The organism is Gluconobacter sp. Dm-62, assembly GCF_018256155.1.
In the GTDB taxonomy this organism is placed as follows: Bacteria; Pseudomonadota; Alphaproteobacteria; order Acetobacterales; family Acetobacteraceae; genus Gluconobacter.
In genome coordinates this window covers 86,286-105,805 of sequence record NZ_JAERLY010000008.1, presented here as the reverse complement: position 1 = coordinate 105,805, position 19,520 = coordinate 86,286, and the positions used below count along the sequence as shown (strand labels likewise).

Below are 19,520 nucleotides of genomic sequence, written 5' to 3'. Positions count from 1 at the left end.
AGCGGAGATGCACACCGGGCTCACGGCCCATCGGGGAACTGTTTTCGCAAAAGCAGAACAGGAGTTTCAAAAGTCAGCTTTCGAAACCCCCTTATTGTTACGATTTCGTTATTAACTCACCTGTCCGCCCATGAGCGGATCCGTGATACTGGCCGAACCATTTTCGAGATGACCCGCAATCTGAAGTGCGAACGTACTGTCCGCAGCGCTGGTCATTGTGATGTCGTACCATCCGGAATTTCCGGAAGCCGGAATAACCAGGGCATGCGTGCCTTGTGCCGCGATGCTCACCGCAGGAAGATTGATTTTTTTGTAGCCATCAGCGAAGGCCAGCTTCAGAGCGGACGTACCATGATTGACCAGCTGGAGAATCAGTGACTGGGCAGCCCGGTTTGAACGCGTCACCATACCGACACTGGCGAGTGACGGGCTGCTTCCCGCAGAGCCGGTGAACTGACGGAAAAATCCGTTCGGACCATGAATTTCAAGGTGATAGTCACCCGCTGCGTCCGTAACCCACTCGTCGCTGAGGGTCTGCTGGGCACCGACCGTGAAGTAACGCGGAGGCGTTGTGTGTGCGATATCCCGGACGTGGAAAACAGCGCCCTGCTCACCGGAATTGATGAACTCGAGCGCAATCATGCCATTGCTGCCCGATGGCGTGCACTGAACATGCAGATCATACGGAAGAGCGCAGGCAACGCGGGTTCCGGTTTCCTGAACAGGAAGCGCCTGAACACCCGGAGGCGTGGGTGTGACGTCACTGTAACGCGAAGATGACGCCGGCGCGTCTGAAGATGTATCGGGCAGATTGAAAGTGACGTTCTCGTTCGGATTCTGGAAATCAAATACGGATGTCAGATCGCCACAGACGGCCCGGCGCCAGGGCGTGATGTTCGTTTCGTAAAGCGCCGACGGGTTGGGAACCGACGGGTCATTCATGAACCGGGATTCTACGAAACGAATTCCGGACGTATGATCAAAAAGCTGGGAATTAACGCGGCCGCCTCGGGTCCAGGGCGAGATGACAAGCATCGGAACACGCGGACCCACACCATACGGACCGGCACGATTGGTATCGGACCCCGGGAAAATTTCATTTTCAATGGAGACTGTGGACTTGCCCCAGCCAGGTTGTGTCGGGGGGGTAGGCGAAACCACGTGATCAAAGAAGCCGTCGTTTTCGTCATATGTCACGAAAATTGCGGTCTTGCTCCACACATCCGGATTATCGGCGAGAATGTCGACAATCTGGGACAGGTACCAGGCCCCGTAAGGCGGGATCCAGTTCGGATGTTCGGAATATGCTTCCGGAGCTGCAAACCAGGAAACGGACGGCAGATTGCCGTTCTCAACATCCTGACGGAACAGATCGAAAAGGGAACCGCCGTTCTGCGCGATATTCGTTGCGCGGCAGGCATTCTGGTACAGTGTGGACGTCGTCGCGGCGTTCTGCACGCCATCATGAAACAGGAACTGGATATTGCCCCAGTTTCCCTGAAGCGGATTATTATTGGGGAAACCGACACCAAATGTGCCGTTATTCCAGCCGATGCCTGCGCCAGCGTCCTGATAAAGGCCCCAGCTCACACCTGCATCGGTAAGACGCTCGGCATAGCATTTCCAGGCCAGTCCGCTTGAGCCCGTCCCATCAAGATTGGGGGTTTTGCCGTCAACATTTCCGACACAGCCCGAAAACCAGTAGCTGCGGTTAGGGTGCGTCGAACTCAGAATGCCGCAGTGATAATCGTCACAGATCGTGAAGGCATCGGCCAGGCCGATATGATAGGGAATATCGCTCCGCTGCATATGGATCATGCAGTTCTGGCCCTTGTGAGTTGGCCAGCCGTCCCAGAAACCCTGGTTCCACATGTCATGGGTATCAGCCCAGCCATGGGGCGTATCTGCAAGGAATGTGGAGCCCAGATCGTCGATATCCGGCCGGTAAGGCATCAGATACGAACCGTTATAGGGTTGCTGGAACACGTTAGTGGTTTTGGTCAGCTTCACCGCACGGGGATCATTGAAGCCACGGACCCCTTGAAGGGTTCCGAAATAATGATCGAATGAACGGTTTTCCTGCATGACGAAGATAATGTGCTCAACGTCCATGATGGACTTGGTGGCATTATTCGCCGGAACCGCGAGAGCTTTGTTAATACTTCCCATGATGCCGCCAGCACCCGTCATTGCAATACCTGCGGTAGCAGTCTTTATGAAGTTTCTGCGATTCGACTTAACCAAAACCCAACTCCTTCACTAACAATTGGGCTGTTAATAGCGGAGCGATGTCACCCGTAGTATTATAGATTTATTAACCTATTATGACATTGGGAATTCATTTCTTTAAACTGTAAAGAAAGGTACCCGAACAGAAACAACCTTCTATTTCGCAGATTATCGGGGATTTGTTTGCTCGACCGTTTCGATTGAGCGAATGATGAACGGGGGCATCATTCCGATATTACGGGTAGCCACGGCGCGCCTTGTAACACTCACCTGTCCTGATTTTGTGACATGTGTCTCGACAATAACAGCCGGATCATCGTGCCCATGCCCTGGCCCCGTAGGAGCGCGTAAGTTTTGTTGCGATTTCGATCCTGAAATTTTCTGGAAGGCCATTCTCAGGAGAGGGTCTCGCGTCAAAGGAGTAGGCGGAACCGTCTGGGTAAATGAAAGATGTGGAGCAAGTGCCTCGATCAGTGGCGGTATCAGCCCGGGAACGGTGGCAAGATCATCAATCGTCCGGAATGACCGTCCAAGGGGATGACAGCCAGGGGGAGCGCCTGCGGGTAACAGCATTCCGTCTCTTCCACCTTTCTGAAAAGATGACACCGGTTTGCGCCACAGAACCATTAATTTGGCGATACGATCTGCGTCCTCGCCACCCACATGGAGTGTTTCCAGCACCGCTCGCATCAATGGGGCGGGTGCGACATTGGGGTTGAGAAGGTCCGTTTCAGCAACAATACGGGCTGTAAGCACGAAGTCCGGAACATCAACATCCGCCATGCTGAGAACATGTGTCTGGCCGTCCGGAGCCCAGTGCATGGGGCCACTGCTCAGAAGGTGCATCAGGGCCGTCTCAATTGCGGCATCAGCCAGAACCTGTGCCTGGACCAGGGCGGTATCCGACTGCGCACGTTCTGTTGCCGAATGGCTGGCCGCAATCGTCGCCGTCACGATCAGTGAAAGCAGTCCGACCGTCCACAGGACGATGAGCAGGGCGAACCCTCCGTCACGGGGACGAACCGTCAATCGTTCAGCCCGACCGCATGCAGAACACGGCGTTGCGGATCGGCAGATCCTGTGGGCTGTGTCGCATAAAGTTCCGGAGCAACCACGGCGGCCTGCTGGAGATTGTGACGAAGATCCTCCGTCATTGCGCGCGCCTCATCCTGATTATGGATGACATGCGGCGTGATCATCACGAGCAGTTCCGTGCGCACGCGTGTATTGTTCTGTGTGCTCCCCAGAAAGCCCAGTACCGGAATATCTTTCAGCCACGGAATACCCGCGCTGTTGCGGGATGCATTCTCACTGATGAGACCGGCAAGTCCCACGGTCTGTCCATCTTCGATGGCGACACGCGATGTCACCTGCCGCTCCGAGAAAGTCGGACTACTGATCGCAGTGGAACCGGATGCCGAGACTGAACTGACCTGCTGTGAAACATCCAGCGTCACGAGCCCCGTATTGCTTACATGCGGTGTCACCTGAAGAATGACACCTGTCGGCTGATAGCTGACGCTGTTCGTTATGGTGGAGTCTGAAGTGACTGCGCTGGTGGTTGTTCCGGTCAGATAGGGCACGAGATTACCCACCATCAGCGACGCCGGCTGGTTATCAATAACCATGAGCTGTGGCGTCGAAAGAACGCGGACCGTCGTGACATTCTGCAGCGCATCAATGACAAACGGCGCGCCGCCCTGGGAACTGCCACCGATGACAAAACCGGGAAAGCTGCTGGAAAGCTGGGACGACGCAAGTGTCCCGCTGACCGTCTGCTGTGCGCCACTGAGTATGCCGTTGACGCCGCCTGACTTGAAAAAGAACTGCGTTCCATATTGCAGCGCATCATTCAGCTGCACTTCCGCGACCGTGACATCAACACGCACCTGCACCGGCGTGATATCGATTTTGCGCAGCATGGCCGACACGGTCTCCGCTTCGGCCTGCGTTCCATAGACGAGAATGGAATTGTTCTGCATGTCCGGAATGATCCGGATCAGCGGCTCGGTGTGACCGCTCTGGCCCATGTTTCCAAGTCCCGCCAGAAGCGGATTATTACTGATCCCGTCGCTCTGACCGCTCCCCTGCGACTGCGCACCATTCTGGAACAGAGAGCTGCTGCCTCCGCCACTGGTTCCACCACTCGAATTTCCGAAAAATGAGGAACTGCCCCCGGAACTGCTGGATCCGATACCGGACGCGCCAGACATATTCCCGAAGCTGCCGGAACTGCTGCTACCGCTGTTATTGTTGGACGACGTCATTCCAGCAGGAATCTGTGAAATCGGCGTCGGCGTGGCCGTGACGTGATTGGGCGTGAAGGCCTGCTGCAGAACATAGGCTACGTCATTGGCACGCCCGTTCTGGAGATAGACAACATTCCAGCTCCGGGTTTTCTGGCGACGCGCCGCTTCGATGACCGAAAATGCCCTTCGGACATCCTGAATCTGACGCGGCTGACGGGCAACCACGAGAATGGAATCAATGCTCGGCATCGGGAAAATCTGAACCGGCGTGTTCGCCGTGGTGTGCGTGCTTTCGCCTTCCTTGAGACCAAGAGCGGATTGTAGCGCCCCCGCCAGTTCCGCGGCCGTACCGTTCCCGGCGGGAAGAAGAGCATAGGACTGCCCGGCGAAAGCATCAGTGTCGAAGCTGCGCACCAGTTCGGCCAGCGTGGCGCGTTTTTCTACATCACCGGAAATGACAATCGTATTGCTGGCGGGGTCAGCGACGACACGCGCATCATTCGTGACAACGCGCTGAACCAGTCGCGCGACGCTGTCGGCATTGGCATAGCGCATGGGAATAACAACTTCGCCCTGCGCGGCAGATGCGCCTGCCGGACCGCCGTGCCCCAGAGAAACGACCCGGTAAAGACCATCTTCGATCACCAGCGCAGCACCGGCACCGGACAGGAGGACCTTCAGCGTGGGAATAAGCTGGTCCCGCCGAAGAGGCTGCGCCGTATGCAGGGTGGCTGTTCCCTGAACTCCGGCATCAATGGTGTAGTTTACATGCAGAAGCGAGCCCAGGATCTCTTCAGTAACAGCGTGAATGTCCGTCCCCGAAAATGCCAGGGAAATGTCTCCCGCGCCGCGTTCACCACTCGGGGTGACACGGACAGTCCCCGAGCCCAGCCGGGTAAAGCCCGTATCCGATACCGGCGAGCCGAGTGCCGCATTGATGCGCGGTGTGGCCTGTGCATGCACATTGGCCGGCGGCAGGGGAGAAAGCTGCGTTGGCCGGGAACTGCACCCCGACACGGCTTCAAGAGCAGCAAAGAGCCCCATGATCGCAACGCGGCTGTGCGGCGCGCTGGCGGATCGTCTGAAACCCGACGTCTGGAATGTCATAATGAAGTATCATCCTTTGCCGGGCTTTCTCCGGCTTTCGTCATATCGGGGCGAAAGCCAGTCACAACGAGACTGATTTCGACAGCATCCGTGCCTTGCGCTGCGCCGTCCGCCGCAGCATGTGCCCGCTGCACAGACAGGTCGTCCGCAAGAAGGCGGGGAGTGGCATGGCCCACGTCATTCATCAGGGCCACAAACGAGACCCAGGGCGCTGCGAAAGCGATCCGCACGCCGATTGCGTTGAACTGTCCGACGCGATGAACGGGGAGCGTTTCCTGACTGGAAAATTCAATGGCATGACGCGCGGCGATGGCCTGAACCGTCTGCACCAGCAGGGCGCCAGATTCGGCATCGCTGCTGCCGGGAAGCAGGAAACTGCTTCCGGTATCTGCTACGCGGGCTTTTTTGTACCGCGCCTTGAGTGCGGGCAGCTGCGCTATCAGTGCCCGGGTGTGCTCAAGGACCATCCGCTGGTCTTCAATGGATCGGCCTTCATTCCGGTAGGCACTGACAAGAGGTGACAGGACGAGAACAACAACGAGCAGTCCTGTCGCTGAAACCCCCAGAGCCAGCATACGTTCGCCAAGGCTGCTCCGGGACGCAGGAACACCGGCAGCGCTCATGGCACCCCGTCTTCGGTTGTCGCATGAATGGAAAAGCTGTCAGCACGCTGGTTGGGAAGGTGCAGCACCGGCCCGGTGAAGCCCGGCGTATGAATCGTGTGGGTCCTGCCAAGAAGGGTGATGAGGTGCGACGCTTCTCCCGACTGACCGTCGATGGAAAGCTGGCCGGCTTTCCATGTCAGGGCATCCAGATACGTATCGTCAGGCAATGCGTCCGTCAGATCACTCAGAACGGCCAGTACCGTCCCATGCTGACGGGCTTCCCGGTCAATAATCGCAGCGCCACTGGTAAGGGCGTCCAGTCGCTTGCGTAATTTCTCGGCGAGGAGACGGTCGCCGGAAAGCGTATTGATTTTGGTGTCCAGACGGTGCGCCACATAGAGCTGTTGCAGGAATGGCAACGCCACGATGGTCATGACGATTGACGCCACAACCATCATGCGCGTTCGCGAGGCAAAACGGGCAACAGGTTCGAGCGCGATGACTGCGGCGTGTGGTCCTTCCGCAGCCGTCAGACTGACGGGTCTGATCCCGCCCGCGCGCAGGGCCTCCAGCCATGGATCAACCGGAGCACGTGGCGTCAGCGTCAGGTCGAGACTTCCGTCCTTCGGAGATGTGCCAGCCGTTGGAGTAACGCTCCACAGCAGTTCGTCACGTGGAAAAGGAGTGATGCGGTCGATCTGAAAACCGATGAAGGACGTCGCCTGGGCGCGGGCTGCGAGTGGAACGCGCACGACCCGCCGCAGGATCATCAGACCCGGAATCAGGATCCGCGCGGCAATCGGTCGCTGTCGTCTGAATCCGGATGCCAGTCTGGTGCGTAACGTCCTGAGGCCATCGAGATCGAACGTGACTATTTCCGGCTGGTCATCCGCGGATCTGGGCAGAAGGGTTAGTGTTCCGTTTTCAGGGTTCAGGACCAATACAGGACGGTGCCGCCGCGCAAGCATGGCATGGATCTGGGTGCGCAATGACTCGGGAACAGACCGGACGGCGAGCGATCGCACGATCTCTGCCATGCGGGCGGCCCACCAGTGCCCGAAGTGGCTGACGGAAAGCATGAACGAAACCTTATCATTGCGGACACGACGCTGACGAACGGGTTTTTGTGAAGGTTTTATGAGAGTGTCGCGGGCGGGCTTGGCGCGGGCACGAGAGCGTTTATCCTGCGAAACAAGATGGATTTTTCATTCCTAATTCCCGATCGCGATCTGGCCGAGGCGGACTGCCCAGATGGCCAGCGCAAGGCATGGACCGAAGGGAATCATGGTCGTCATGGCAAGATTGCGTTTTTTTCCACGCGCAAGGATGACGGCCAGAACAAGCCCGCAGCAGGCTGCTCCCAGCAGTACGTTTGGAATGGCTTCAAGGCCCACCCACGCTCCCCCGGCGGCCAGAAGTTTCGCATCCCCACCGCCCAGTCCCGCCCTGTGTCTGATACGGCGGTACAGAAACGCAATACCAGCCAGACCGCCCCATCCGGCAAGCGCTGCCGCAGTGCGGTTGAGCAGTGTCAGCCCGTCGGGGGACAAACCCCCTTCGCACAGCCCGGCGAGCAGGAGAGGCAATGTCAGGACATCTGGCAGACGCAGGCTTTCTGCGTCGATCCAGGCCAATGTCAGCAGTGTCCATCCGAGCGCAACATCCCACCACACTGCCGGATCGCCCGTCCCCCTGACAGCGAGGGCAGAGACCGCAACCGCCATGGCCGCGAGTTCGATGGCGGGATGGAAAGGATCAATGTGGGAGCCGCAGAACCGGCATCGTCCGCGCTGGAGAACAAAGCTCAGCAGCGGAACAAGGTCGCGCGGTTCAAGGGCCTTACCACAGGTTTCACAGCACGACCTGGCGACAACGATTGGAGCCTTCCGTGGAAGGCGACGAATCAGGACGCCAAGAAAGCTGCCAATGACCGGAGCGAACAGTACGACAACCCATTCCATCTCGCTCGGACACTCCCGGACAATCCTGTACGTGAGTGGCGTTCTGACGGACCCGCCCTGGGGTGGCAAGTGACTGAATCATGAACTTTGCCGTCTTCCCTGAGCCTGCGGATGCCGAAGCCGCCGATACGCTTCTGGCGGAAACCCTGATCACACGCGGAGTGTGTGACAGTGTCACGATCGACCGGGCGCGGCGTGTGGCACAGGAGAACGCGCAGTCTCTTCCGATCGTTCTGCTTCAGCTCGGACTGGTGAGCGAAGGCGCGCTGACCGCTGCCTATGCTTCGCTCACGGGTTATGACGCTGTCTGTGCGCCGCGTCTTGCCGCGCTGGAAGACGCCGTTCTGCCCGAACGCCTTGGAGCCGCCTTTCTGCGACAGACACGCGCGCTCCCCTTGCCGCCCGAAGGGGACACGCTTCCACTTGCGATGGCGAACCCCCTTGATGATTTCATTGTTTCGGCTGTTTCGCTCGCAGTCGGGTTGAAGGTCCGTCCTCTTGCCGTGCTTCCTGTCGATCTCGAAGCGGCTCTCACACGCCTTTATCCTGAGGGGTCGTCAACGCCTGAAGATGAGGCAGACGCAGCTTCTGCAGATGAGCCCCTTGAAGAAGATGCGGATCGCCTGAAGGATCTCGCCAGCGAAGCGCCCGTAATCCGTCTCGTTAACCAGATCATTTTCCGCGCCGTGGAAACCCATGCTTCTGATATCCATCTGGAGCCTTACGAGGACAGACTACGGGTGCGCTACCGCTATGATGGCGTCCTGCATGAAGTGGACAGTCAGCCGGCGCGGCTTACCTCTGCGGTTATTTCCCGCGTGAAGATCATGGCACGGCTCGACATTGCGGAAAGACGCCTGCCTCAGGATGGGCGTATCAAGCTCGCGGTGCGCGGGCATTCTGTCGATTTCCGTGTTTCCAGCATTCCGTCACTTCATGGGGAATCCGTGGTGATGCGTGTGCTGGATCGGGGAACATCCTCGTTCGACTACAGTCGGCTCGGGCTCGACGGGGAGGTCGCCACACGGTTTCGCGCTGCGCTTGAGGAGCCAAACGGGATTGTACTCGTCACTGGACCGACAGGAAGCGGCAAAACGACAACGCTCTACACAGGCCTTGCCGGCATCAAGGTGGACCAGCGCAAGGTCATCACGATCGAAGATCCGATCGAATATCAGCTTGCAGGGATCAACCAGATCCAGATCCGCCCGCAGATCGGCCTTACCTTTGCAACGCTTCTGCGTGCGATCCTGCGTCAGGATCCCGACGTCATCATGGTCGGTGAAATCCGCGATCTGGAAACGGCACAGATTGCAGCGCAGGCTGCCCTGACCGGGCATCTGGTGCTCTCGACGCTTCATACGAATTCTGCCGCGGCGGCTGTGACCCGACTTCGGGACATGGGGCTGGAAGACTATCTGCAGACGGCTGTTTTACGCGGCGTCCTGGCCCAGCGGCTCGTGCGCCGGCTCTGTCATTCCTGCCGCACACCGCTGGCCCTTGATCCCGCACTGGGGGCACGGCTCGGGATAAGCGATGGCGATGCATCCCGCCTGTGGCATGCCGTCGGTTGTCCGGAATGTCGGCATACGGGCTATCGCGGCCGACTGGCAATCGCGGAATATCTTGCGCCTTCCCCCGCCATCACGCGCCTCATTCTTGACCGAGCAGATGACAGCGCGATTGAGCGTCAGGCGGTTGCCGAAGGCATGCGGACACTGTTTCATAACGGCATCGCCGCTGCCATCGCCGGAGAAACGACGATCGAAGAAGTGGTGCGGATCGTTCGCCCCGCAGATGAAGGATGAGTGCACAACAGGGAAATGCGTGGCGTTACACGGCGCTTTCCCCGGAGGGAGTGGTCCAGCACGGCCGCGCCGATGGTGCCAGTGAAGAGCAGGTTATCCTGTCGTTACGCCGTGCGGGACTGGTTCCAATCCGCCTTGAACGTGGTTCCGGTTATCGTCCCTGGCTTCGGCTTCCTGCTATCTCGTGGCGACGCTCAGGGCTGACGCGCTCTGAAGTTACTGACATCACGCGCGAACTCTCGCTCATGCTCGGGGCGGGTCTCGAGCTGGACCGGGCCATGCGTTTTCTGGTCGAGACCCTGCGCAACAGCCGCCAGCGCGCGATGATCGAACAGCTTCGCGATGCGATGCGCGGTGGCGGGGCATTTGCTGCCGCGCTGGCAACACGGCCCGAGACGTTTCCGCCGCTCTATGTCGGTCTCGTTCGGGCCGGAGAAGCAGGCGGTGCGCTTGGCATGGCGCTCGATCGTCTGGCCGCGCTCATGGAGCGCGAGCGCGAGCTTGCGTCATCCATACACTCTGCCCTGATCTATCCGGCGATTCTGGTGGTGGCGTCCGTCGGCGCTGTCATCATGTTGCTGACGGAAATCCTGCCCCAGTTCGTCCCCCTCTTTCAGGATGCGGGTGCCCAGCTTCCGCTTGCGACACGGGTCGTCATCGCGGCCGGTGATTTTCTGGCCCAATGGGGCTGGGCCCTGTTTGTGACAGGACTTCTGGCCACTCTCGCGGGCCGTCTCCTGCTGGCGCGCCCCGTCATCCGGCTGGCGGTGGATCGTGTCATTCTGCGCGTACCCGTTCTTGGGGGGCTGGCACGCGATGTCATGGCAGCGCAACTGACACGCACGCTGGGCACGCTGCTCGAAAACGGAGTACCGCTGCTGGGTGCATTGCGGATCTGTGAAGCCGTGGTTGGCAATCTTGCCGGGCGACATGCCATCAGGATGGCTGAGCGTGGTGTCCGCGAAGGTGGCGGACTGTCACGCCCTCTGGATGCAGAACACGTGTTCCCGGCGCGGACGATCCATCTGATGCGTCTGGGCGAGGAAACGGCGCAGCTTGGCCCGCTCTGCCTGCGGGCGGCAGGCCTGCACGAAACCGCGGCGCAGGTCGGGTTGCAGCGACTGGTCGCGTTGCTGGTCCCTGCGATCACGATCGTCATGGGTGCGATCGTGGCCGGGATCGTCTCTGCGCTGCTGCTTGCAATGCTGGGATTGAACGACCTTGCGAAATGAAGCCGGATTCACTCTCATCGAGATGATCGTCGTGCTAGTCGTCGCAGGGCTTCTGCTGGGCCTGATCCTGCAGCATGGCCCTCTTCGCAGTTCACGCGCGACTTTTCTCAGCAGCCGTAATGCTGTTCTCTCGGAACTGCGGACGGCACGGCTGGATGCACAGACACGCGGCGAACACATCGTTGTGCAGGTGGACGCCGCCCGTCAGGCAATCATTGAAAGCGCTGGTCCCGGCATGCTGCGAACGGTCCCGATCGGGCGGGGCGTAACAGTCAGTGCGTCGATCCCGATGCATTTTGCGCCAGATGGCACCGGAGCGGGAGGACCCTGGCGCGTAAGCTGCGATGCACTCACGGCTGTTTTCGCAGTCAGCCCGCTGACCGGAAGGATTCTCGCGGATGGTGCGTGAGAGAGGCTTTACCCTCCTCGAAACGATCATTGCCATCGCAATTGCCTCGGCGGCTCTGGCGGTGCTCATGCTCAGTCTTGGCAGCGCGCTGGACGGTTCAGCCCGGCTTTCCCACCGGCAGGAAGCGCTTGAAGTGGCCCATTCACAGCTTGATACTGCAATGGCCGTTTCACACCCGATGCAGGGAACACATGAAGGCGAGATGCGCGATGGCCTGCGATGGCAGATCGAGACACACCAGATCGCGTTAATTCCGGTCAACGGGCGGCTGACAGGATTTTTCTCGATTTCTTCAGATGTGTTCTGGGGGCTGGGAGGTCATGTCCGGTTGACTGGCCGCCGATTTGCTCCGGCTGCGCCGTCTTGAGGCGTACGGAAAACATGATTGAGCGGTGTGAACAGGGCTTTACCCTGCTGGAAATGCTTGTGGTGGTCGTCCTGCTGGGCCTCCTTTTCCTCATGTTGAGCGGCAGCGTGACGTTTGGAATGCGAGGCTGGGCCCGACAGGACATGATGCTTGATCAGGAGGCGGTACAGTCCGAGACGGAGCAGGCCCTCCGGCGTCTCGTTGGTGCGGCTGAAGCATCTGACGGGGCACTTTCCCTTGATGCGGAACGACACATGTTCGTCGGACGCGAGGACCGGACGTTATTCGTCAGTACCCTGAGGATGCCTGATGGACAGGTGCATGAGATCGAGATCGGGCTGGGGCTCGACAGGACACAGCGCCTTCTGCTGCGCTGGCGCAGATACAGGGTGAGTGACTGCACGGTTCAGGACCCTGTTCACGAGGAAGTCCTGGCGGCGTCCATTCGGGCACTTCATGTCCGGTACTGGAACGAGGGCTGGAAAACCTCATGGACGCAGAGCGCCCTTCCCGCACTTGTCGGCATTCAGATCGTCCCGGAACACGGCCTGCCATGGTCGGAAATGGTCATTCATCCCGTGATGGCACGGAGTGAGTAAGGAATATGGAATGATATCAAAGCATTCTGCGCCTGGTCGTCGCAACGGCGTTTTCTTCTGGGCGAAAGCATTGCCTCTGATGCTGATTGCGGTCGATGCCAGCACGCCATTATTTGCACAGACAAAAACGGTTGAAAGCAGTGCTCAGGTTGCAAAAATTCTTGCCCGCCCCTTGTTCGCCCCCACACGACTGCCCGCACATGGACCTCAGGCCGCTACGGAATCAATGCCGATCCTGACAGGGATCACCAGGGACGGGGAGGCTCTGACAGCCCTGTTTCGACTGCCGGACCAGCCCAAGGTTTTCCGGGCGCAGAAAGACCAGAGTTTTTCAGGGTGGAAAGTCGCGACACTGAGCGCAACGGCAGCAACGCTGGAACGCGGCGGCCAATCCGTTACGCTTCATCTGGATTTTCGACACGCTCCGCCGCCGTAAGAAAGTCAGGCATGTCTGGATCAGGTGATCGGAGCATTTTGCATTTCTGTGCCGCGGATTTCAGCAACACTGGATGAGACTGGTCCGGGAATTGTGGCAATGACTGCTTTGACATGCGCAGGTGTGATCAGGCGCGTACATTCAAACTGTCTCGCTGTTCCGGCATGACGCGGGCACCAGAGGAAATCCTTATGGTCAAACTGGTGTGCGGGGTCATTCCAGCATGAATTGCAGGAATGCCAGTTGATGATACGGTAAGGCGTGTGGAATTCGTTTGTCGGATGGGTAAATCCGGAGATCATCACAACTTTCGTACCTGCCGCCCAGGCGAGCCAGGCCAGACCGGAACTCCCGCCAATAAAAAATGCGGCATGCTTCAACCAGCGCACGCGCTCAGCAAGAGGACGGTCACCCGTCTGGTCTTCCGCGCCGAAAGGAATGTGGTTCCAGACAATCCCCGTGCCATGAACAGGTTTCTGATCAATGCAGACGACGCGATAGCCTTCCTGCTTGAGGAAATTCACGATCTCCCACCATCCAGCAGGATTATTCCAGTATTTGCACTGGCTTGAAGCCTGCGCAGCGATGCAGACATAAGGCTCTTCGATCGGACGACCGCTGTCCTCAACAGCAAGACGTGGGGGTTCTTCCGCTGGATCGATCCCAAGGATATAGCCCGCTGTGCGATGGAGACCGACAAAGCGGAAATCCGTGGGTTGCTGGGTGTGGTCCTTGTCATCGAAAAACAGACCAAGCCGGTAGCTGGCATAGGACGTGTCGACGAGCTTCTGCTCTTCTGCCTCAGCCTTTGTGACCAGAGTGAGTTCCGGGTAGGCATCCTGCAGCAGAGGAATGATGAGGCCCGACATGACGCAGGTGACACGGGCGTTCCGGAGCTTCGCGAAACGCGCCACATAGGGAAACCAGCCCAGCGTATCACCAAGGGTTCCCACGGGGATCTCGACGATAACCGGCCGGTCACGCAGGTCGAGTTCATGACGCAGGATCTGCCGGCGGACACCCTGAGCATCAGTTTCGTCAATCTCGATTCCGAAACGGACGTAATAGCGTTTGGCCGAGGCGATCTGTGCTCCGGCATTGGTGCTGGTGAAAAGGATGTTGCCGGTATCCAGATCGCGCAAAACGGCATGCCATTGCCCGGTTTCCCTGGCAGGCAGAACGACACGGGCTCCCTGGTTGAAATCAAACCGGATGCTCGCAGGACCTTGAAGAACAGGAAGTGGAACAGGATTCAGAAAGGGATTTTTCTCCGGCGCTTCTCCCTCCCTTTTTTCGTCTGTCGCCTTTACAGGCAGGCTTTCCGTCACTTTGGAGGAGGCATCGACCTCCATCACTTTCGCGGGTCTGGAAGATTCAGACACCTGGAGCAGATCACCCATCATCTTGTTCCTCTGTCTGTTCTGTTTGCGGTTCTCGTGGCTATACGGCCCGTTATTCTGAAAACCCGCACACAGGCGTTTTCAGAAACAACCGTATGCCGTTGGCGTCGTGCGAGCATCAGGGCCGGGACGAAGAGAGCGAACCCTGATCCATGACCGGCGCGGAAGCCGGGGCATCTGTGTCCGTCAAAGTCCCCAGAAAAGCGATGATCGCGAGTTGTTCGGCATCGGTTAATGCCGGTTTCTCTCCGGGCTTGCGGTCAAATGGCGCGTCCATCGTGTCGAGATTGGCACGATACGGATCCGGAAGATCATTATAGGCGCTGATTTTTCCATCTGGCGCGCGGGGATAGAATTTTTCGGGCTGAAGATCGCGGACAGCGTAAAAGTCGAGAACTTCCTTGAGCGTATGAAAAACGCCGTTATGGAAAAAGACGTGACGCGTTGCGATATTACGCAGCGTCGGCGTCACGAACATTCCACAATAGGCTGCAAACGCCTTGCGGCCGTCAGGCTGACTGTCACAGACGCCCAGATCATGATAGCCGGGAGCCGAATTACGGTTGATCGTCATGTTGCGAGGTGCGCCCAGCGCTTCATACTGATGATCGGTGAAAAGAGGCGGCAGACCATCGCGTGTGATGTGATCAAGGTGACACGCAGCACAGTTGCCCTTCTGCGGGTCATTGAACAGCAGATATCCTTCACGTTCGATTGGGCTGAGCGTGGCTTTTCCTTCAAGCCAGGCATCAAATTTACTCGAATATTCGTGAAAATGACGGTCTTCGAGTTCATAACGGCCAATCGCGAAAAGGGCTTCTTCCCGCAGAAAGGAAGGGTCTTTTTCGCCCCGCGTTCCCGCCAGCGCCAGAAGAGCCGCACGATAGGGCGCCGTATTCAGTCTGGCCGTGACACGCTCCGGGGTAGAGGCCATCTCGTCGGGATCAAAAAGCGGTCCGCCTGCCTGTTGCTGAAACGTATCGACCCTGCCATCCCAGAACAGGCCACCCTGAGGGACGATATGCGCAGCGGATGATGCCGTATCGGTGGCGCTTTTGCTCCCGCGCTGGTTTCCAGTACTCGGGACGCCGATGACGCGTGGGGCAACATCATCATTTCCAAGATCCGGACCGATACTGAACGGAGGCATACGCTCCAGATATGTCATTGTGGGAATGGCACGACGGCCCTGCCGATGCAGATCCGTACCGCCGGTAAAGACGGATGCGCCACTTGCGGGACCGTAATGGTTTGCCGGGTCATGACACGATGCACAGGACAGTTTTTCCGAACCGGAAAGAGCCTCGTCGTAAAACAGCATGCGCCCGACCTGCGCCATCTGGGACAGGGGCGCCTCCCGCGGACGATGGAAAGTCTGGGGACAGGGGTTATGACCATCTGGCGCAGGATCGCAGACATCCTGACCCGGCGCCGGAGACTGTGCGTAACAGCTCCCGCCCATCGCCGTAACAGCCAGGACGGCGAGCAGAAGCCGCGTCCGCCACAGCATGTTCATCAGAGGGAATACGGATAATTCAGTAATGCGACGATCAGCACGCCCGGTGTGTTCTGTGCCTGTCATACCCAAAGGTCGTACCATTCTCGCAGAGGGTGGTGTTTCTCGGCGCCGGTTATGAGCAGACAACGCCCGTACCGGTTCCGGCACGGAGCAGTCGCGTTAGCCGACACAAGGGCTGATAACGGATTCAGCAGCAGGGGGTTATGATAGTTTTATGAAGCTGAACGCAGGCTTCCGGCCGCCCCCTTCCCGTTACGACAGGGCTGATGCATCGTCCGGATCGGACGGAAAGCCAAGGTCTACAGACACATGATATCGCAGACATACGGAGCATCGTTCCTCCGAAAAAGAGCTCTCGATGGCTGATCCGCTTTTGCCGACGGTTCCGGTATTTTCCGGCCCGGACGGCATTCGTTTTGATTTCAATGACGGTGCCCGGATCGCTGTTCCCAAGAGCGACATCCCCTGGCGGATCCGTCTGCGCGATCTTCAAACCGCAACCGTTCTTGCAGATATGCCCCTGAACGAGGGGACACTACAGTCGACGCGACGTTCCTTCGTAAAATTCGGGGTTGAAGTCTGGCGTGGCGAACAGAAGCTGTTCACCCATGACCTGGACCTCCGCGACAGGGACGTCCGGATCGATATGAGTCTTGGCGCGCTTGGCGACCATCTCGCCTGGATTGGTCATGTCGAGCATTTTCGTCTGCAGCATGGATGCCGGCTGACCTGCATCATGAAAGCGCCACTGGTTGATCTTCTGCGTGAAGCCTATCCCGACATACGCATGATCGTGTCGGGGACCACAGATGAAACGCTGTATTATGCGTCATACAAAGTCTGTGTCTTCTACAATGACGAGAACGGGATTTATCAGCCTGTTGATTATCGCCTTGCAGGACTATCTGATACGGCAGCGCATATTCTGGGCCACGAACAACGTGAAATTCGGCCCCGCCTTCCCGAAGCTGCGTCATCCTCTCCCCTGGATGAACCCTATGTCTGCATTGCGACGCAGGCATCCGGTCAGGCCAAATACTGGAATAACCCTCATGGCTGGAGACAGGTGGTTTCCTTTCTCAGGCAGCAGGGATTACGGGTCGTGTGTATCGATCAGAAGCCTTTTTCCGGCCATGGAATCGTCTGGAATACCATCCCCAACGGCGTCGAAGATCAGACAGGTAACCGACCGCTGGCGGAGCGGGCCGTCTGGCTGAGACATGCCAGATTCTTTATCGGTCTCTCCAGTGGGCTCTCATGGCTGGCATGGGCGGCAGAATGCCCGGTGGTCATGATTTCGGGCTTCACGCAGCCTTTCAATGAATTTGCCACGCCCTGGCGTCTGATCAACAGGAATGTCTGTAACGGCTGCGCAAATGACCCCCGGCACCAGATGGACCCTCAGGACTATTTCTGGTGTCCCCGGCATAAAGCGACACCACGACAGTTCGAGTGCACCAGAGCCATTGAGGGAAAGCACGTCATCGGAGCCATCGAAAACCTCATGACCGAGATTTTGTAAGCTACCGGCTCGGAATTGCTCTAAGGCTTGTCCGGATATGGGGGAATCAGTCATGGCTAAGTTGTCTATCGGTGATCGTGTTTCAGACCTCAAGGGAACGCATGACGGCAGGCTCGTCGATATCGAGGGCGCCACCGGCTATGTGGAGCAGGCCAATGGCGTGGAAGTCGAATTTCCGCTGAGCCAGCTCAAGCCGTATGAGCCGCCGAAAATGGCTGAAGAACGCACCCTGTCCGGGCCGTTGCGGGATCGGCTTCTTAGCCCGGCGCAGAGAGCCCTGCTGGCCTCGGTGCCAGCATCTCTCCTTGTGGCAATCGCGAAAAGCTATGATGCGGGCAGTGACGGGCCGGGGTCACGCCCCCCTTTCGCGGCTCTTCCGGAATCCAAGCGGCTTGAAGCCATCCGGATCTATCTGCCCACGCTGCCGCAGCGGCTTCTGGCGTCACATATGTCTCTGGTCGTGGCCATGCGCGATATTTCCAAACTGTCCTGACAAACGGGCTCGGTAAGCTCTTTCGTTGCGTTGACGGCGACAGGCATCATTCGTACAAGCCCGTTTTCTGAATCCGCGAAGCCCCATCAGGCGCAGCTATACTCAGCGCCGGAGGCGCCGCTTCATCATGTCCCCGACTTCTGCCGTAACTTTTGCCGATCTCGCCCTTGCGCCCACGATTCTTCGTGCCTTGGACGATGCGGGTTACGTCAAGCCCACGCCGATTCAGGCCCAGTCCATCCCGATGCTTCTGGAAGGCCGTGATCTGCTCGGCCTGGCCCAGACCGGCACCGGCAAGACAGCCTCCTTTGCCCTCCCGCTGCTGCACCGGCTTGCCGAAACGCCCCGCCCTGCCCCCAAGGGCGGCGCGCGAATTCTGGTTCTGGCCCCCACGCGTGAGCTGGTCTCCCAGATTGCAGACGGATTCGAGAACTTCAGCCGGCACCAGCCGGTGCGCGTCACCACGATCTTTGGTGGCGTAAGCCAGTTTCATCAGGTCAAGGCGCTTGAAGAAGGTGTGGACATCATCGTGGCCGCACCGGGGCGCCTGCTGGACCTGATCGAGCAGGGCCTGTGCGATCTGTCGCAGCTTGAAGCGCTCGTGCTGGATGAAGCCGACCAGATGCTGGATATGGGCTTTGCCAAGCCGATCGAGCGCATTGTCGCAACGCTCCCCGAAGACCGGCACACGGTGCTGTTTTCCGCAACAATGCCGAAATCCATCACAGCCCTCGTCGAGAGCCTTCTGCGTGACCCGGCGAAGGTTGAAATCGCACCGCCTTCAACCACGGTGGACCGGATCGCGCAGTCGGTCATGTTCCTCGATGCGTCCGACAAAAAAGCGGCGCTTCTGTCCCAGCTCCAGACGCCGGGCATCGGTCAGGCCGTCGTCTTCACCTTGCAGAAGAACATCGCCAACGAGGTCTGCACCTTCCTGACGGAATCCGGCATCACAGCCGAGGCCCTGCACGGCAACCGCTCGCAGGGTCAGCGCGAGCGTGCCCTGAACGCGTTCCGCGAAGGCGATGTGCAGGTTCTGGTGGCGACCGATATCGCCGCGCGCGGCATCGACGTCGATACGGTCACGCATGTGATCAACCACGATCTGCCGAGCCTGCCGGAAAGCTATGTGCACCGGATCGGCCGGACGGGCCGTGCGGGTCGCAGCGGTTTCGCCATCACGCTGTGCGATGCCGAACAGCGCGCCTGGCTGCACGCCGTGGAGCGTGAGATCGGCCGGACACTGGACGTTCATGACACCCATGAATGGCACTGCGAGAAGGCCCGGAACTCGACCATGCGCCCGCCTGTCCTCGGTGGCGGTCCGGTCAAGCAGGTCAAGCCGCAGAAGGTGCGCGAGCGCCGCATCTGGACCGAAGAAGAAAAGATGGCGGCCCGGGCTGCTGCCACCAAAACGTCCTGAACGGAGCCCGTCGTGCCGTCTGAGAGGGCGGCACGACCTCAGAGCCCCAAAAAACCGCAAGAATCCCGGGACAGGGACCGGTCATGCTTGACCTTTGGGCTGACAGTCCGCACATAGCGGGCTGGATTTTCTGGTTCCGCACCGGAGCCGCTGCCGCGCGC

General features: G+C 58.8%; 17 protein-coding genes. 9 read left to right on the top strand and 8 right to left on the bottom strand.

The window, feature by feature from the left end; genetic code table 11:
* Positions 1-111: 111 nt before the first annotated feature.
* From JK202_RS09925 to JK202_RS09900, 6 genes are all read right to left on the bottom strand, one after another.
* Entirely contained in the window at positions 112-2,244 is a 2,133-nt protein-coding gene (locus JK202_RS09925; protein ID WP_211560628.1) for a phosphocholine-specific phospholipase C, read from the bottom strand.
* 153 nt (positions 2,245-2,397) lie between these two features.
* Positions 2,398-3,258, bottom strand: coding sequence for a type II secretion system protein GspK (locus JK202_RS09920; RefSeq protein ID WP_211560626.1), 861 nt, complete (start codon positions 3,256-3,258; stop codon positions 2,398-2,400).
* Entirely contained in the window at positions 3,255-5,585 is a 2,331-nt protein-coding gene (gspD, locus tag JK202_RS09915) for a type II secretion system secretin GspD (protein WP_211560624.1), read from the bottom strand. Before gspD ends, JK202_RS09920 begins: the two co-directional genes overlap by 4 nt.
* On the bottom strand, positions 5,582-6,208 hold the full coding sequence (gspM, locus tag JK202_RS09910) for a type II secretion system protein GspM (protein WP_211560623.1): 627 nt from the start codon (positions 6,206-6,208) through the stop codon (positions 5,582-5,584). The genes gspD and gspM overlap by 4 nt, the downstream gene beginning before the upstream one ends.
* Complete coding sequence (locus tag JK202_RS09905; RefSeq protein ID WP_211560621.1) at positions 6,205-7,269, bottom strand: PilN domain-containing protein; 1,065 nt, start codon at positions 7,267-7,269, stop codon at positions 6,205-6,207. Before JK202_RS09905 ends, gspM begins: the two co-directional genes overlap by 4 nt.
* A gap of 132 nt (positions 7,270-7,401) precedes the next feature.
* Positions 7,402-8,151, bottom strand: a complete 750-nt coding sequence (locus JK202_RS09900; RefSeq protein WP_211560619.1) for an A24 family peptidase — start codon at positions 8,149-8,151, stop codon at positions 7,402-7,404.
* Positions 8,152-8,231: 80 nt separating this feature from the next.
* Here JK202_RS09900 and JK202_RS09895 point away from each other — a divergent pair, with 80 nt between their 5' ends.
* The 6 genes from JK202_RS09895 to JK202_RS09870 are packed head-to-tail and all read left to right on the top strand — an operon-like array spanning position 8,232 to position 13,002.
* A complete protein-coding gene (locus tag JK202_RS09895) occupies positions 8,232-9,959 on the top strand; it encodes a GspE/PulE family protein (protein ID WP_211560617.1) in 1,728 nt (575 codons plus the stop codon).
* Positions 9,956-11,191, top strand: a complete 1,236-nt coding sequence (locus tag JK202_RS09890; RefSeq protein ID WP_211560616.1) for a type II secretion system F family protein — start codon at positions 9,956-9,958, stop codon at positions 11,189-11,191. Before JK202_RS09895 ends, JK202_RS09890 begins: the two co-directional genes overlap by 4 nt.
* Positions 11,181-11,600: a prepilin-type N-terminal cleavage/methylation domain-containing protein gene (locus JK202_RS09885; RefSeq protein ID WP_211560613.1), complete on the top strand. Its 420-nt coding sequence runs from the start codon at positions 11,181-11,183 to the stop codon at positions 11,598-11,600. Before JK202_RS09890 ends, JK202_RS09885 begins: the two co-directional genes overlap by 11 nt.
* On the top strand, positions 11,590-11,967 hold the full coding sequence (locus JK202_RS09880) for a prepilin-type N-terminal cleavage/methylation domain-containing protein (protein WP_211560609.1): 378 nt from the start codon (positions 11,590-11,592) through the stop codon (positions 11,965-11,967). Before JK202_RS09885 ends, JK202_RS09880 begins: the two co-directional genes overlap by 11 nt.
* Before the next feature lie 14 nt (positions 11,968-11,981).
* Positions 11,982-12,566: a prepilin-type N-terminal cleavage/methylation domain-containing protein gene (locus tag JK202_RS09875; protein WP_211560606.1), complete on the top strand. Its 585-nt coding sequence runs from the start codon at positions 11,982-11,984 to the stop codon at positions 12,564-12,566.
* 10 nt (positions 12,567-12,576) lie between these two features.
* Positions 12,577-13,002 carry a hypothetical protein gene (locus tag JK202_RS09870; protein ID WP_211560602.1) on the top strand — a complete coding sequence of 142 codons (426 nt, stop codon included), beginning with the start codon at positions 12,577-12,579 and terminating at the stop codon, positions 13,000-13,002.
* A gap of 20 nt (positions 13,003-13,022) precedes the next feature.
* Here the strand turns inward: JK202_RS09870 and JK202_RS09865 are convergent, their stop codons facing one another.
* Positions 13,023-14,354, bottom strand: a complete 1,332-nt coding sequence (locus JK202_RS09865; RefSeq protein ID WP_408872151.1) for an autotransporter strand-loop-strand O-heptosyltransferase — start codon at positions 14,352-14,354, stop codon at positions 13,023-13,025.
* Between the two features lie 166 nt (positions 14,355-14,520).
* Positions 14,521-15,912, bottom strand: coding sequence for a cytochrome-c peroxidase (locus JK202_RS09860; protein WP_211560600.1), 1,392 nt, complete (start codon positions 15,910-15,912; stop codon positions 14,521-14,523).
* A 367-nt stretch (positions 15,913-16,279) separates the two neighbouring features.
* On the opposite strand from JK202_RS09860, the gene JK202_RS09855 reads away from it, so the two are divergent.
* The 3 genes from JK202_RS09855 to JK202_RS09845 all read left to right on the top strand — a co-directional run bounded on the left by JK202_RS09855 (position 16,280) and on the right by JK202_RS09845 (position 19,359).
* Positions 16,280-17,443: an autotransporter strand-loop-strand O-heptosyltransferase gene (locus JK202_RS09855; protein WP_211560598.1), complete on the top strand. Its 1,164-nt coding sequence runs from the start codon at positions 16,280-16,282 to the stop codon at positions 17,441-17,443.
* A 52-nt stretch (positions 17,444-17,495) separates the two neighbouring features.
* Positions 17,496-17,936: a hypothetical protein gene (locus JK202_RS09850; RefSeq protein ID WP_211560595.1), complete on the top strand. Its 441-nt coding sequence runs from the start codon at positions 17,496-17,498 to the stop codon at positions 17,934-17,936.
* 127 nt (positions 17,937-18,063) lie between these two features.
* The gene (locus JK202_RS09845; protein ID WP_211560592.1) at positions 18,064-19,359 is read left to right on the top strand and encodes a DEAD/DEAH box helicase; all 1,296 of its coding nucleotides are present in this window, start codon (positions 18,064-18,066) and stop codon (positions 19,357-19,359) included.
* Positions 19,360-19,520: the final 161 nt, after the last annotated feature.